Origin of the sequence: Loktanella sp. D2R18 (assembly GCF_003318235.1) — a bacterium.
GTDB lineage: Bacteria > Pseudomonadota > Alphaproteobacteria > Rhodobacterales > Rhodobacteraceae > Yoonia.
The window spans coordinates 158,427-172,667 of record NZ_QOCG01000019.1 but is presented as its reverse complement, the minus strand read 5'-3'; the positions used below and the strand labels follow the sequence as shown (position 1 = coordinate 172,667).

The 14,241-nt window shown below is 53.1% G+C and carries 15 protein-coding genes; 5 read left to right on the top strand and 10 right to left on the bottom strand.

Going from position 1 to position 14,241, the window contains the following annotated elements:
- The 5 genes from DS901_RS11205 to DS901_RS11185 form a co-directional block, all read left to right on the top strand.
- Nucleotides 1–655: hypothetical protein (locus tag DS901_RS11205; protein WP_220150231.1), on the top strand; the 655-nt coding region annotated here is incomplete at its 5' end.
- A 245-nt stretch (nt 656–900) separates the two neighbouring features.
- On the top strand, nt 901–1,212 hold the full coding sequence (rpsJ, locus tag DS901_RS11200) for a 30S ribosomal protein S10 (RefSeq protein WP_106746178.1): 312 nt from the start codon (nt 901–903) through the stop codon (nt 1,210–1,212).
- A gap of 12 nt (nt 1,213–1,224) precedes the next feature.
- The gene (gene rplC, locus DS901_RS11195) at nt 1,225–1,962 is read left to right on the top strand and encodes a 50S ribosomal protein L3 (protein WP_113777015.1); all 738 of its coding nucleotides are present in this window, start codon (nt 1,225–1,227) and stop codon (nt 1,960–1,962) included.
- Entirely contained in the window at nt 1,952–2,572 is a 621-nt protein-coding gene (gene rplD / locus DS901_RS11190) for a 50S ribosomal protein L4 (protein WP_113777014.1), read from the top strand. The genes rplC and rplD overlap by 11 nt, the downstream gene beginning before the upstream one ends.
- On the top strand, nt 2,569–2,865 hold the full coding sequence (locus DS901_RS11185) for a 50S ribosomal protein L23 (RefSeq protein WP_113777013.1): 297 nt from the start codon (nt 2,569–2,571) through the stop codon (nt 2,863–2,865). Before rplD ends, DS901_RS11185 begins: the two co-directional genes overlap by 4 nt.
- 125 nt (nt 2,866–2,990) lie before the next feature.
- On the opposite strand, the gene DS901_RS11180 is transcribed toward DS901_RS11185, so the two are convergent.
- The 10 genes from DS901_RS11180 to DS901_RS11135 all read right to left on the bottom strand — a co-directional run bounded on the left by DS901_RS11180 (nt 2,991) and on the right by DS901_RS11135 (nt 14,175).
- A complete protein-coding gene (locus DS901_RS11180; protein ID WP_113777012.1) occupies nt 2,991–3,518 on the bottom strand; it encodes a peroxiredoxin in 528 nt (175 codons plus the stop codon).
- Between the two features lie 174 nt (nt 3,519–3,692).
- Entirely contained in the window at nt 3,693–4,388 is a 696-nt protein-coding gene (gene urtE / locus DS901_RS11175; RefSeq protein WP_113777011.1) for an urea ABC transporter ATP-binding subunit UrtE, read from the bottom strand.
- Nucleotides 4,388–5,131: an urea ABC transporter ATP-binding protein UrtD gene (gene urtD / locus DS901_RS11170; RefSeq protein ID WP_113777010.1), complete on the bottom strand. Its 744-nt coding sequence runs from the start codon at nt 5,129–5,131 to the stop codon at nt 4,388–4,390. Before urtD ends, urtE begins: the two co-directional genes overlap by 1 nt.
- Entirely contained in the window at nt 5,128–6,291 is a 1,164-nt protein-coding gene (gene urtC / locus DS901_RS11165; RefSeq protein ID WP_113777009.1) for an urea ABC transporter permease subunit UrtC, read from the bottom strand. Before urtC ends, urtD begins: the two co-directional genes overlap by 4 nt.
- 4 nt (nt 6,292–6,295) lie before the next feature.
- Nucleotides 6,296–8,230 (bottom strand): urea ABC transporter permease subunit UrtB, encoded by a 1,935-nt coding sequence (gene urtB, locus DS901_RS11160; protein WP_113777008.1) that lies wholly within the window; start codon nt 8,228–8,230, stop codon nt 6,296–6,298.
- 64 nt (nt 8,231–8,294) lie between these two features.
- Nucleotides 8,295–9,581 carry an urea ABC transporter substrate-binding protein gene (gene urtA, locus DS901_RS11155; protein WP_113777007.1) on the bottom strand — a complete coding sequence of 429 codons (1,287 nt, stop codon included), beginning with the start codon at nt 9,579–9,581 and terminating at the stop codon, nt 8,295–8,297.
- Between the two features lie 375 nt (nt 9,582–9,956).
- A complete protein-coding gene (locus DS901_RS11150; RefSeq protein ID WP_113777006.1) occupies nt 9,957–10,736 on the bottom strand; it encodes a hypothetical protein in 780 nt (259 codons plus the stop codon).
- A 36-nt stretch (nt 10,737–10,772) separates the two neighbouring features.
- A complete protein-coding gene (locus DS901_RS11145; RefSeq protein ID WP_113777005.1) occupies nt 10,773–11,135 on the bottom strand; it encodes a hypothetical protein in 363 nt (120 codons plus the stop codon).
- Nucleotides 11,136–11,224: 89 nt separating this feature from the next.
- Nucleotides 11,225–12,091 (bottom strand): dynamin family protein, encoded by an 867-nt coding sequence (locus tag DS901_RS11140; RefSeq protein WP_113777004.1) that lies wholly within the window; start codon nt 12,089–12,091, stop codon nt 11,225–11,227.
- Nucleotides 12,091–14,175: a dynamin family protein gene (locus tag DS901_RS11135; RefSeq protein ID WP_113777003.1), complete on the bottom strand. Its 2,085-nt coding sequence runs from the start codon at nt 14,173–14,175 to the stop codon at nt 12,091–12,093. Before DS901_RS11135 ends, DS901_RS11140 begins: the two co-directional genes overlap by 1 nt.
- Between the last annotated feature and the right edge of the window lie 66 nt (nt 14,176–14,241).

The window sequence follows — 14,241 nt, the reverse complement described above, 5'->3', positions numbered from 1 at the left end:
CAGAAATCGGGCGGCCTTTTGGTTGTTTAACATCAGCGTTGTCACGGCAAAAGAGTGGCTCCTAACAACATGCGTTTGTTGTTCTGTCGAGCGCCGTCTATATACATTGGGTGTATCCTTAAGGCGGAGTTCGTTCGTGTCTATACGTGCCTTGATTGCTGTGATGTCTATGCTTCCTATGCAAGCCGTGGCCTGCGTGGGGTTTGTTCCCCTAGATCTGGACAACGTTTTCACGGCTGACGCCGTAGTTGTTGGAACTATGCAAACTCAACGGGCATACGGTCAGAGCGATTCCCAGATTACTCTAAGCATAGATCGATTAGTCGCTGGTGACCTTGAACAGCACTTAACGGGAGAGTCCCTTTTAACGATAGTTGGAGGCAGGGATGCCTTTCGTGGCGACGACCTTGGGGGCACCTATCTAGTCGCACTAACTTGGTTCAACCAGCCTGCATTCGTGGGAAGCTTGGAGAATCCCTATGACCCCTCACGTAAGCACGAAGACGGTTTGATGAGAATTTTGGAGCAACAATGCTCTTTTGATTTTATATTCGATGTATGCGGCCCTACAAGCGACACACTGCTAGGTATGATCGATGATGATGAAGTGACTACGACAGGGTTTGATTGCACCAAGGCGGAGTTTACATTCTAATATTGGACCTAAGCGAATGTACCCATCAGACACAGTGGTAGCCGATGTACCAGCGTTTTCTCATTCATCGCAAAATGGGTTGAATTCTTTCTCTTGCCACACCGCCCGACTCCCCCTATAGAACCCAAATCCAATTAGGGTGCGCGCTGCGTGCCCTTTTTAAGTTGGATAAAAGACGCGATGAAGGTGCGCGATGAGCGCGCGTCTTCCTCTCCGATCTAGGCCCTAATCTAGGGGTGATGAATATGGCGAACAGCCAAAACATCCGCATCCGCCTTAAGGCGTTTGATTTCCGGGTGCTTGATGCAAGCACGCAAGAAATCGTTAGCACAGCAAAGCGCACTGGCGCATCTGTGCGTGGTCCGATCCCACTTCCAAACAAGATCGAAAAGTTCACTGTTTTGCGTGGTCCACACGTTGACAAGAAATCCCGCGATCAGTTCGAGATCCGTACGCACAAGCGTCTTCTCGATATCATCGACCCAACACCACAGACCGTAGACGCGCTGATGAAGCTCGATCTGGCCGCCGGTGTTGACGTTCAGATTTCAGTATAAGGGGTAGAACATATGCTCCGTACTGGACTTATCGCAAAGAAAGTCGGCATGACCCGGCTTTTCATGGAAGACGGCAAGCAGGTTCCTGTGACTGTTCTTTCTCTCGAAAACTTGCAAGTTGTTGCGCAGCGTACTGCTGACAGCAACGGTTACACAGCTGTTCAGCTGGGTGCCGGTGCAGCCAAAGCAAAGCGCACATCGCAAGCGATGCGCGGTCACTTTGCCGCAGCAAAAGTAGAACCAAAGCGCAAAGTTGCTGAGTTCCGCGTGACCGAAGAAAACCTGATCGCTGTTGGTGAAGAAATCACCGCTGATCACTACCTTGAAGGCCAATACGTTGACGTATGCGGTACTTCTATCGGTAAAGGTTTTGCTGGTGCGATGAAGCGCCACAACTTTGGTGGTTTGCGTGCGACACACGGTGTTTCGATCTCACACCGTTCGCACGGTTCAACTGGTCAATGTCAGGATCCCGGTAAGGTTTTCAAAGGCAAGAAAATGGCTGGTCACATGGGTGCGGCGAAAGTCACCACTCAGAACCTGCAAGTTATCAAGACAGACGCTGACCGTGGTATCATCATGGTCAAAGGCGCTGTTCCTGGCTCCAAAGGTGGTTGGGTGACTGTTAAGGATGCGGTCAAAAAAGCGGCTCCTGAAGGTGTTGTTTACCCGGCTGCTCTGCGTTCTGCTGCGAAAGCTGCTGATCAAACCGATGCTCCAGTTGAGGGAGGCGAAAACAATGAAGGCTGATGCAATCAAATTGGACGGCAAAAAAGCTGGTTCCGTCGAACTGAACGACGAGATCTTTGGTCTTGAGCCACGCAAGGACATCTTGCACCGCGTTGTGCGCTGGCAGCGTAACAAAGCAATGGCAGGTACACACGATGTGCTTGGTCGTTCTGAAGTGTCTTACTCAACCAAGAAGATCTATCGCCAAAAAGGTACTGGTGGCGCACGTCACGGGTCCCGTGGTGCACCGATCTTCCGGTCTGGTGGTGTTTACAAGGGGCCAACCCCACGTAGCCACGCACATGAGCTGACAAAGAAGTTCCGCAAGCTGGGTCTTAAGCACGCACTGTCCGCGAAAGTGGCTGCAGGCGAGCTGGTCATCATCGACGACATCAACGTCACAGACACCAAAACATCTGCGCTGGCCAAACAGGTTGGTGCGTTGGGTTGGAAACGTGCGCTGATCATCGATGGCGCCGAAGTCAGCGCTGACTTCAAAAAAGCAGCTGCGAACATTTCAACATTGAACGTTCTGCCGTCGCAAGGCGCGAACGTTTACGACATCCTGAAGTCAGACACGCTTGTCCTGACCAAAGCAGGTGTTGAAGCACTGGAGGCTCGTTTGTCATGAACGCCAAAGCAGAACACTACGACGTGATCCGCAAGCCGATCATCACGGAAAAAGCAACAATGGCTTCTGAAGCCAATGCGGTTGTTTTCGAAGTGGCGATTGAATCGAACAAACCACAGATCAAACAAGCTGTAGAAGCCCTGTTTGGTGTGAAGGTCAAAGCGGTCAACACATCGATCACCAAAGGTAAAGTGAAGCGCTTCCGCGGCTCACTTGGTGCCCGTAAAGATGTGAAAAAAGCATATGTTACCCTAGAAGAAGGTAACACAATTGACGTCTCGACTGGCCTGTAGGCCCGTCAGATAGAATAGAAAAGGCCCCTCGCAGCGATGCGGGGGGCCTTTTTGTTTATACTAGATTCGCGTGAACCAAAGTAGCAAGCGCAACCAAGGACTTGATTGCGCTTATCTTTCTTTAACTACGCTGCGAGGTGCTTAAGCAGTGTTTCTGGGGAAGACACGCCATATGGGTCTTCTGCGTGGTTGTCGCAGATGCCGGGCTCTTCGAACCACGCCTCGATAACACCATCATTTACGATGGCTGCATAGCGCCAAGACCGCGCACCAAAACCTAGGTTATCTTTGTTCACGAGCATCCCCATGCGGCGCGTAAATTCACCAGAGCCGTCCGGGATGACTTGCACATTTTCAAGATTTTGCGACTGCGCCCATTTGTTCATGACAAAGCTATCGTTCACGGACATGCAATAGATTGCGTCGATGTCGTGGGCTTTGAATTCCGCCATGCCTTTTTCAAATCCGGGAAGTTGAAATGTGGAACATGTTGGTGTGAATGCACCAGGGAGCGAGAAAAGCACAACGCGTTTCCCTGCAAAGTAGTCATCCGATGTCTTGTCTTGCCAGCGGAATGGATTGTCACCGCCAATAGATTCGTCGCGCACGCGTGTTTTGAACGTGACGTTTGGAACTTTTTGTCCAGTTTTCATAGCTATCTCTCTTAGGATTTGGGAGGAATCGGGTTGTCATTTCGTCAGGTTTGTTACCGCGTAAATACAACACGTTGCCCGACAAATTGAAGCCACTGAATGATGAAATACATCAATAAAACGACTAATTTTCGGACCTGCGAAAAATGTCAGCCGATACAACGTGACCGAAGCCTAAAGTGCCAATTCTTCGAGCATCTGCGCGGGCGTGACGTCTGCCTTATCTGCGCGGCGTTTGACCTCTCCACGTGTCATGACAACAAACCGGTCCGCGAGCCCGTAGGCGAAGTCGAAGTTTTGTTCGACCAATACGATAGCCATGTTGCCTTGTTCGCGCAGCAGATCGATTGTGCGGCCAATTTGTTGAATGATATTGGGCTGAATGCCTTCGGTCGGTTCATCCAGCAGCAAAATCTTTGGCCGTGTGATCAGGGCGCGGGCGATGGCCAACTGTTGCTGTTGCCCGCCGGATAGGTCGCCGCCGCGACGGGCTTTCATATCTAACAAGACTGGAAAAAGTTGGAAAATCTCGTCTGGGATGTGGCGGTCTTCTTTGGGGAGGCAAGCGAAGGCAGTTTCGAGGTTTTCGAGCACCGACATCAGCGGAAAAATTTCGCGGCCTTGTGGAACATAGGCAATGCCCGCACGTGCCGCTGCAAAGGCGGACGGGTGGCTTAATGTCTGATCACCCACAGCTAAGGTGCCGTTCGTATAGGGGTGGCGTCCAGAAATGGCCTTTAGCAGGCTGGTTTTGCCAACGCCATTGGTACCCATCACGGCGGTCACTTCCCCCACCGGCGCATTGAGCGTAATCCCGTTGAGAATTTGGCTTTGACCATAGTGCAGGGTTAGGTCTTGAACATTAAGCATTATGAACGCCCCAAATATACGTCGATCACTGTTTGGTCGGCGGTGACGTGGTCCAATGATCCTTCGGCCAAGACAGAGCCTTCGTGCAGCACGGTGACCTTGCAATCGAGGCGGCGCACGAATTCCATGTCATGCTCGACAACGACAACGGCGCGTGTTTCGGCCGCGCGTTTCAGCAGATCAGTTGTCAATTCGCGTTCTGCTGTGGTCATGCCCGCAGCGGGTTCATCAACGAGCAACAGTCGCGGATCTTGCGCCAGCAGCATCCCAATCTCGAGCCATTGTTTTTGCCCGTGGCTAAGTTCGCCTGACTTGCGGGTAAGACTATCGGACAGGCCGATTTCATCAGCGATTTCTTCGATCCTTGCGGCACCTTCGCGCGTCTTTTTGTAGAAAAGCACTGCAAACGGCCCGCGTGGATTGCGCAGTGCCATGGCAAGATTTTCACGCACGGTCTGGTCTTCGAATACGGTGGGTTTCTGGAACTTGCGACCGATGCCTTCCATTGCGATTTCGCTTTCCGACATGCCAAGAAGGGAAATGTTCCGATCCCCCCATGTAATGCGGCCTTCGTCGGGTTTGGTTTTGCCCGTGATGATGTCCATAAACGTGGTTTTGCCAGCCCCATTGGGGCCGATGACCGCGCGCAATTCAGGCTCGCCGATTTGAATGGATAGATTATTGATCGCGCGAAAGCCATCAAAGCTGACAGAGACGCCATCGACTTCGAGAAGGGTGCTCATGATGGTTTCCTTACCAGATAATCAAACAGCCCGCCGATGCCTTTGGGTGCGTAAAGTGTGACCGCAACGAATGAGAGGCCAAGCAAAACAAGCCACCAGTCGGTCCACTGGATGGTGTAGAACCCAAGCGGGATCGCAGGGGCGCCGCCGCCTGTGAACCAGCTAGACAGTAGCGACACAAATGCCGCCCCAATCACCGCGCCGTACAGGCGGCCGCGTCCACCGATGGCCACCCAAACCGCGAGATAAATCGACGCAATGGGCGCGATTTCTGCAGGGTTAATAATGCCCGCCTGCGGGTAATAAAGTGCGCCTGCGATGGCTGCGACAACGGCTGTAATTGTAAAGACGAACAGTTTGTAGCTTTCGACATGGTAACCCAAGAAACGCACGCGCGATTCATTATCGCGGATCGCTTTGATTACGCTGCCCATTTTGCCCGATGTGATCCACGCAAACAGCACGTAGCCCAATCCAACAGCCAGCGCCGAGGCATAAAAGAATGCGAGCGAAATTGTGGATTGCGGTGTGTCTTCAAAGCCCGGAATGTTTTGCAAGCCCGACAGCCCGTTATTGCCGCGCAGCCCGCTGTCATTTTGAAACAGATAAAGCGCAAGCGCGAGGGTCATCGCTTGGGTTAGGATCGACAAGTAAACACCTGTGACCCGGCTGCGGAACGCCAGCCAGCCAAATAGGAGCGCGAGCACGCCGGGCACCAGAACGACGAGTAACAGTTGCAAGATCAAGCTGTCGGAAAACGCCCAAATCATCGGAAATTCAGAGCTACCGACAACGCCAAAGATTTGGTTGCCAATGGCATCTGTCACTTCTTGCGGCGTTGGCGGGATCGTCTGTGACGCGAAACTATCGAGCACGATGCCTTCGGTGCGCGCATACATCAGCCACATGCCAACAGCGTAGCCGCCGATCCCGAAAAAGGCGAAATGCCCAAGGCTGAGGATGCCGCAATATCCCCAAACCACGTCCATCGCGACAGCAATCAGGCACAGACACAGTGTCTTGCCCAATGTCTTGACAAAAGAAGTCGACATTACACCGACGCCCGCATCGGACAGTGCAGTGACGACGATGGTGAACAAGCTGAGCCCGAGCAAGAACCAAAGTGTCGATGGGTTGCGCATAAGAAAACTGTTTGTCATTGGATTAATCCGCGGCCGCCCGGCCTTTGAGGGCGACAATGCCTTTGGGCCGGAACTGAATAAAGAGAATGATGAAGAGGATCATATAGGTCTGCGCCGCGAGCGTGTTCGACGGGTTTAACCATTCGATCCCTTTTTGCAGGAAACCAATCAGAGACGCGCCCGCAAGCGTGCCCCAGACATTACCAACCCCGCCCACAACCACGGTCATGAAGGATTGCACGATATAATCGGCACCCATTTCTGACGTGACCTTGGCATAAAGCCCGATCGCAACACCTGCGATCCCCGCGATCCCAGAGCCAAGCCCAAAGGTCAGCATGTTGATCCGGTCGGGGTTGATCCCCATCGATGCGGCCATACCGGGGTTTTGGGTGACCGCGCGGACCTCAAGCCCAAGCCGGGTGCGTTTGAGGACGAAGAGGATCAGGAACAAGAATATCACGGCAAGCACGAAAATCGCGATGCGGATATAGCTGATTTGCACGACATCGTTGAACACCAGCGCGCCGTCGAGCCATGCGGGTGATGTGAGCGGACGCGCTTGTGTCCCGAAAATGTTCTTGGCCAGTTGTTGCAGTGCAATCGAAATGCCGAATGTCGCCAGAAGCGTTTCAAGCGGACGATGGTAAAGGTGACGGATCACCAACCGTTCCATCGCGACCCCGGCCCCGAACGTGACAGCAAAGGCCAGCGGCAGCGCGATGATGATCGACGCGGTGTAGCTAGGGACGAACAATTGCACGACGTAGCCAGTATAGGCGCCCATCATAATGAATTCGCCATGCGCCATGTTGATCACGCCCATGACCCCAAATGTGATCGCCAGCCCAATTGCCGCCAGAAAGTAGATCGATGCAAGCGATAGCGCATCCAAGGTTAAATCGGCGGCTTGGCCCACGGCGACGCGGGTTTCAACAGATGCCAGCGCGGTTTTTGCGGCAGTTGTGATGGTGGCGTTATCTTCGTCATAGGTTTCGAAAAAAACATAACCCGCCAAGGTAGCATCGCGGTTAGTGGCGGTCACAAGCGCCGGAACGGTGCCTGCTTGGGCAAGCTGGGCATAGGCGCGGGCGCGATTATCCGTGGTGTTCAGTTGGACCACCGGCACATCCCCGACACGCCCATCAACGATATTGGCGGCAAGGGCTGATTTGATTTCTTCGGCTGTGGTGATCGGAGTCGCAAGACCATCGTCGATCAGCAGCGCATAGGCGGCATCAAGCGATATCTCAGCGCCGGGTGTCAGCACATGGGCGATATTTGCATCAGAGGGAAGCTGTGCGGCCACACCGGTGCTTGTGGTAAGGATTTGGTTAAGGACGGCGCGTGCTTCCACGCTGACGTCGGTAGACAGGCTCGTGATTGCGGAAATGCGGTCTGCAGGATCGTCCGCAAAGCTTGCAGAAAGGAAATTTGCCAGTTGAATTTTGCGGGCCTTAAGTGCGGCGTCGCTTTCGCCCTCGATTGACCCAAGCAACGGGGCAAGCTGGCTCGCCTCTGGTCGGCGGGCGATGGACGCAACGGCGGTGGTGCGGCGTGTCAGATCGGGGTCCATCAACTGAAATTGCACAAGCGCGGTGCCAATCACGCGGCGAACACCGCCATTCGGCTTAAGTTGCGTGAAACCTACGGCGGGGGCGGAAGATTGCGTGCCGTTATCGATGTCTGTCAGGGAAAGCGTGTCACCATCTTCGGTGGCGATAAAGAACAGACCTTCGGGGCCCTGCCATACATTCTTTTCCTGCCACTGTTCGAGAAATGTCGCAACTTGGGGAATACCCGAGCCTGCCAAATCATCCAGTACAACGCCGACAGTGCGGCGACCTGGGCTTGCGACCTCTTCGGCGTGTGTTTGCAGTAGGTTTTGAAGATCTTGGGCCTGCGCGGCGGGTGAAAACCCCAACAGCATGGCGAGCATAATTAAGACGCGGGTCATGGGGGGCTTTCGGATTTTAGATAAAGGTCAGGCGCGGAAACGATCCCGCGCCTGATAGATTGGTTTAGTAGTTCGAAGTCAGCTGAACGCAGCTTTCAGTTTCAACATTGTACATGCCGCAACCAAGTTCTTGCCAATCTGACTTAAGCACGGCTGATTCTGGCAGGAAGTCTGTCCATGCATCGCCCGGTACTTCGGCTGTTTGGCTGATGATGTCGAACTGACCGTCAGCTTGAATTTCGCCGATTAGCACTGGTTTTGCCAAGTGGTGGTTTGGCAACATAACCGCTGTACCGCCTGTCAGGTTCGGGAACTCTTGGCCGTACATTGCGTCACGTACCGCATCGACGTCAGTTGTGCCTGCGGCCTCAACTGCGTTCACCCACATATTGAAACCGATATAGTGGGCTTCCATTGGGTCGTTTGTCACACGCTCTTCGCCTGCGAACGCTTTCCATGCCTCGATGAAGCCAGTGTTTGCGTCGCCTTCAGCAGATTGGAAGTAGTTCCAAGCAGCCAGGTGGCCAACAAGGTTGGATGTGTCCAAGCCAGATAGCTCTTCTTCACCAACTGAGAATGCAACAACGGGGATGTCGTCAGCAGAAACGCTAGCAGCGGCTAGTTCTTTATAGAAACCGATGTTTGCGTCGCCGTTAATAGTAGAGATAACGCCGACCTGCTTGCCGTCTTCGCCCAATGCGACAACATCTGCAACGATTGTGGCCCAGTCAGAGTGACCAAAGGGTGTGTAGTTCACGAAGATATCTTCTTCGGCGATGCCGTTGTCGATCAGGTAAGCTTCTAGAATGTTGTTGGTTGTCCGTGGGTAGACATAGTCAGTGCCCAACAGCGCGAATTTTTCGACGCCAAGCTCTTCGAGGAAGTAGTCTGTCGCTGGGATCGCTTGTTGGTTCGGAGCCGCACCAGTGTAGAACACGTTGCGTGATGATTCTTCGCCTTCGTATTGTACTGGGTAGAACAGCAAGCCGTTCAGCTCTTCGATCACAGGAAGTACGGATTTACGTGAAACTGATGTCCAGTTACCAAAGATAACGTCAACCTCTGATACTGTCAGCAGTTCGCGTGCTTTTTCTGCAAATAGTGGCCAATCAGATGCTGGGTCAACGACGACAGCTTCGATTTCACAGCCAAGTAGGCCGCCGGCGGCGTTTTGCTGTTCGATCAGCATCAGCATCGCATCTTTAAGCGTGGTTTCAGAAATGGCCATAGAGCCGGACAGTGAGTGTAGAACGCCAACTTTGATTGGCTCGTCGCAATCTGCGGCGGCAATGGATGTGCTGGCCAGCAATGCGGCCAGAGCAGATGCACCAAGTGTCTTTTTATATGTCATCGAAACAAATTCCCCGTTTCGTTATTGTGGTCTGCCGTTCACATAGCCAAGGCCAAATGCTACACGGCATCCACAACAATGTTGTTGTAGTCGCGCGGTGGGGGATTTCTGCCAGGAAGACCCACAGTGCGACGATTAATGTCTTATTACCGACGTCATGTGAGTATGATGTGATGACGCTAGAGTCCCCGTGACAGTAGGTACACGTGCTGCTTTTTTAGGTGACTGCCATATTATTCATCATAATTCCTGCACCAGCCTGAAAATTGAGCAACTTCTGTATTGCCTATGTGGCATCACAGACTAGTCAAAAGCGCCCATCCATATGGGGGACGTTAAACGGGATTTTCTATAGGTTGAGTGGCTGAAATTTAATCAGCCCAGAGATGCGGTCCATGCGGACACAAGCCGGGGCATTTGGCTGCGTTTGTAGCTAAACAGCCCAACATCATTGCCGTCAATGGCGATCGCAACTGTGCTGCCTTCACCCATCGGTTCATCGAGACAGGTCAGACGTGGTCCATCTTGCTTAGGAAGAAGGGCGCGGTGACGTTTGCGAAATTCGGTGACCTGCGTGCTCCAGAGCGCGTCAAGCGTGGCGACATCGCCAACGGTCTTAACCACGTCGCCATTTGATACATAGATATATGCGCTTAAATCTGCAGCGTTTGCAGACAGGTAACGTTCAATGAATGCAGCAGGTTTATCGTCAAGGTTAATGTGCCATAGGGTCGCAAGCCCGCTGGCGGACAATCCTGCATCTGCACCGGTCCCAAATGGGGTTGCTGGCAGGCTGCGTACCGTCACGCGGTTTGCAGAGGCGCAAAGTAACAGCATCAGGTCGCCAGCTGCTTGCAGTGTTTCTGCATCATCGCGTGACAACACTTTGCCGATCACGTTCGCCGCTTCGGGGAGGTTCCCAGAAACATCTGTAAATCCGCGCAAACGGCGACCCGCGACGATCATACTAACATTCACATCATCGATGCTGAACACCAATGTGCGCTCCAAAACGGTCGCGTCAATTTCGGTCAGTACGGCAGCCAAAGGCGCGGGGGATCCACCCTGCACGATGACACGGGCGCCTGCTACGTAGACATCATCGTCGGACAAAAGCGCGGCCAACTTGTTGGTGATTATCGATGTGTCACTCACGGTTGCGGCCTTTGTTCGTTAGGAGGTTTTGCATAATCATCCGCCAGTGCTCAGCTTTTCAAGAAGCGGCTGGGCTTCGGCTAGAAATGCGTTGATATCCAGTTCGTCTGCGCTGACGCAGCACAAGATATCATTGGGTTCAGCTTTGGCGCGCAAGAATAGGCGCACTTGTCCGCGACTTGCGACAACAGCGCTAGAGCTGGGTTCTGTACCCAAAAACTGCCGCCGCTTAGTCCCCATCGTCAGCGCCGCTTCAGCGCAAAGGTTATCTAACCCTTCGCGCGGCAATGACGTCGCTGAGTTTGTCACAAGAATCATCTGAGTCGACAAATCGGCAAATGCGATTGTGTCACAGACCGCGAATTTTTCTTGCAGTGCGTCTAGATCGTCGACAACCATGAATGCTGGTCCGTTGAATTTATGTTTCTATCAAGCTGACTACGACATCTGCACGCCGTGTGAAAGCCTATCCTAAACACGTTAACCTATTAAGAAGTCGCAGCGCCCGGTACTGCCGGGCCCGTCCCTGCGGGCGCAGCTTTGGGGCGTTCACGTTTGGGCGCGTCCTTATTCAACGGGCGATCGACGCGGCGCGGTATCACGGCCGCTACCTTTAGTTCCGGGACTGCCGTTCCATCAGGAATGTTATAAAGCGGCTGTTCGGACCGGGCAGCAAGCTTGCTAAGCGTATCGATAGTTTGAATAAGATGCTCTACGAATGGACCGGCGCCGCTGGCATCCCAAAGATCAAAATCCTCACCCGCCTGCAGCGCTTGCAAAAGCGAGATTGGGAATGTTGCGGCAAATTGTCCGGCGGTTTCACGGCGGACACGTTTAAACACGCGCAGGCGGTCTTTTTCTGTCGTCAACTTGTCAAAACGTGTGATCAGCAGAATCGAGTTCGCGCGTACAGCTTCCGGCATCGCATCCCAAACAGAGGCTTCAGATTGCCGCCATGCCTGGGTGGCATGCGTGAGCCAAATGACAGCGTCCACTTCGGGCAACATGCGTTCCCACACGTCAGACGACATGTTCGGATCGGAAATGCCGGGAAAGTCGATCAAATCACAGGCGTCTAAAATATCACATTCCAGTTCCAGCCGAATGCACATGGTTTCCTCGACAGGGATCCCTTCGAGATGATCAAGCGACACAGGCTCAGTGCTGCCATCCACATCAACGCGGTAGGGAGCGCCATCACCATAGGTCATCCAAACTGGCGATAGCCGGGTCGCGGTGACCTTTTCAGGCAGGGGGCGCGCGCCCATCAAGAGGTTCGACAAGGTGCTTTTACCCGCCGAAAATTCGCCCATCAGGGCGATGCGCGGTTTGCGTTTTGGCGTTTGCTCGGTCATCAGGCGTCCCCCCCGGTTGGTTCAGCCGTGCTATCGCTCAATTCTTCAAAAATGTAATCAAAGATTTCTTCGCGTTCTTGCTGCGCCGTAATACCAAAGATATCTTTAAGATCATCTTGGTTCAGGTTCGATTTCTCGCTGATATCTGTGAGGAAGCCACGCTGTTCCGAAAGAAAATCACGAAGCTCGGCCTCTGCCAAATCACGGATTTCTTCGGCTTGACGGACCTTGAGTTCATCAACAATTGGGGCTGTTTCTGCTTCGATCAGGTCGTAGAACCCACTGGCAAATGCGCGATACCCTTTGCGACGGCTCCACCAGCCTTTCCACCATGACGTTTGCAGATCTAGTGCGATGGTCTGGCCTAGCTGCACAGGGGCCGGAATTTCAGGCGCGGCTGGCGGTGTGATCGAAAAGTTATCGACCGCAACACCAAAGGCATTGCGATAAGTTTCAGCCAAATCAGCTGAGGCGGCCGCAAAGACCTGATCGCAGGTGGACGACACGTTGCGGCGCATAACTTGATAGCTGGTGCGCAAAAGCATCCGCAGCCCATCAGGGCTATACTGCCAAACCTCTTGTTCACCTTTTTTTTCTAGATGCTGAAGCAGCGATTCAAGCGCACGGTCCAAGAACCGTTTGTGCGATTGGTCGATCCGGGATGAAAATTGCTGGAACACAATATCCATCCGGTCGTTGAGAAATTTTTGATTGTCGGCTTCAAGCTTGTCCAAATGCGCGACGAGCTGATCGTGTGGCATGACATCAAAGGAATCGCCATCAAGACGCATTGAAACCATGGCAGAGGAAGCGCGCACACCGCCAACAAGGTTCAGTGCCCGTTTGCGCGAGGCTGCAAGGATTTCGGCACCGGGCCCTTCGGCAATACGGTCGGACAGGGCGCGATATAGCTGGGGCACACCCGACAGATGCCAGACCAGTTCGTTGATCTCCATGCCAGCAGTTTCCGCGCTAAGCGAAGCCTCGGCCCAGTTGAACATGGCTTCGGCACTTTCGGCGACGATGTCATCAAGCGTTTCGCCCAAGGCAATGTTCGCCCAATAAGCACTGCCGAAAATCAGTTCTGGGTTTTCGGGGCCATTATTGTCTTTGAGTGTTTGCAAAATGCTGTCGCGAATTTCGGGAACCTGTTCGGCGGGATTCGACAATTCGTCAATCCGGTTCACGAAAATGATCACTTCGCGGGATTTTACGTTTGCGATGAGGCGGATCAGCCCCATGTCCATTGAACTTAGCGCTTGGTGCGCAGACAGCACGACAACACAAATCCGGCTTTCACGTAGCGCGTTGATGGTGATTTGTTCACGCATCATAAATGTATCGTTCACGCCGGGGGTGTCGCGGACACACAGCGGCATTGGAATCGATTTCGCTTCAAGATACAGATCAGCGGATTTCGTGATGTCCGCGAACCGACCTTGCTGGTCTTCTTCGTCCATATCTTCGAAATCGTCGCCCATGCAGACATAGCGCTGGACAAGGTCATCGGTCAGATCGGCATAGCTGTGCTTTTGACCAAGCAGCAATTCGAACTTCCGCCCAAGGCGGGCTTTGGTCTTGTCGCGCATCTCAGTGATTTGTTCGCGGACCTTTTCAAGCTCTTCATCCGCGCCGGCGCGGCTTGATAGCTCACCGATTCGGCCGCCGTTTTCGACCAAATGATCCCATTCGCCTTGGCTAAAAAACTGGAATGACGCAGTTGGTGCATCATTGGCGAGCGGAGTATTCAGGTGCAAAGAGGTGACAACGGACGTCCACGGGTTCACATCAGCGGGTAGCAAATTAGGGCGGCCAACCATGGCGTTCACCAGTGATGTTTTACCGGATTTGATCTGACCAATCATCGTGATGCTTGGCTCAAACGCGCGTAACTGCTTGATAAGCCGTGTTGATTTCTTTTCAGCGTCAGGTCCGCCCAGTTTGACAACGTCTGCCAGCGTCGCCTCTAGGTCAACAATTTCGTCATGAAACTCTTCGAGTTTTTCTAGCCCAAGTCGCATGAAAGGGTGGTGCGCTGCCGGGACTTTGTAACCATCCCCTTTTGTCAGCTCTTCCATCTTCATTCTCGTTTGTCCTCAATAGTCGTCTTGGCCACCACCCATATCAGTTGATACCCTCTTCGCCAAATC

Excerpts from the sequence above, each read along its gene's own strand:
- rpsJ (WP_106746178.1), top strand. The coding sequence starts at position 901 with ATGGCGAACAGCCAAAACATCCGCATCCGCCTTAAGGCGTTTGATTTC.
- rplC (WP_113777015.1), top strand. The coding sequence starts at position 1,225 with ATGCTCCGTACTGGACTTATCGCAAAGAAAGTCGGCATGACCCGGCTT.
- rplD (WP_113777014.1), top strand. The coding sequence starts at position 1,952 with ATGAAGGCTGATGCAATCAAATTGGACGGCAAAAAAGCTGGTTCCGTC.
- DS901_RS11185 (WP_113777013.1), top strand. The coding sequence starts at position 2,569 with ATGAACGCCAAAGCAGAACACTACGACGTGATCCGCAAGCCGATCATC.
- DS901_RS11180 (WP_113777012.1), bottom strand. The coding sequence starts at position 3,518 with ATGAAAACTGGACAAAAAGTTCCAAACGTCACGTTCAAAACACGCGTG.
- urtE (WP_113777011.1), bottom strand. The coding sequence starts at position 4,388 with ATGCTTAATGTTCAAGACCTAACCCTGCACTATGGTCAAAGCCAAATT.
- urtD (WP_113777010.1), bottom strand. The coding sequence starts at position 5,131 with ATGAGCACCCTTCTCGAAGTCGATGGCGTCTCTGTCAGCTTTGATGGC.
- urtC (WP_113777009.1), bottom strand. The coding sequence starts at position 6,291 with ATGACAAACAGTTTTCTTATGCGCAACCCATCGACACTTTGGTTCTTG.
- urtB (WP_113777008.1), bottom strand. The coding sequence starts at position 8,230 with ATGACCCGCGTCTTAATTATGCTCGCCATGCTGTTGGGGTTTTCACCC.
- urtA (WP_113777007.1), bottom strand. The coding sequence starts at position 9,581 with ATGACATATAAAAAGACACTTGGTGCATCTGCTCTGGCCGCATTGCTG.
- DS901_RS11145 (WP_113777005.1), bottom strand. The coding sequence starts at position 11,135 with ATGGTTGTCGACGATCTAGACGCACTGCAAGAAAAATTCGCGGTCTGT.
- DS901_RS11140 (WP_113777004.1), bottom strand. The coding sequence starts at position 12,091 with ATGACCGAGCAAACGCCAAAACGCAAACCGCGCATCGCCCTGATGGGC.
- DS901_RS11135 (WP_113777003.1), bottom strand. The coding sequence starts at position 14,175 with ATGAAGATGGAAGAGCTGACAAAAGGGGATGGTTACAAAGTCCCGGCA.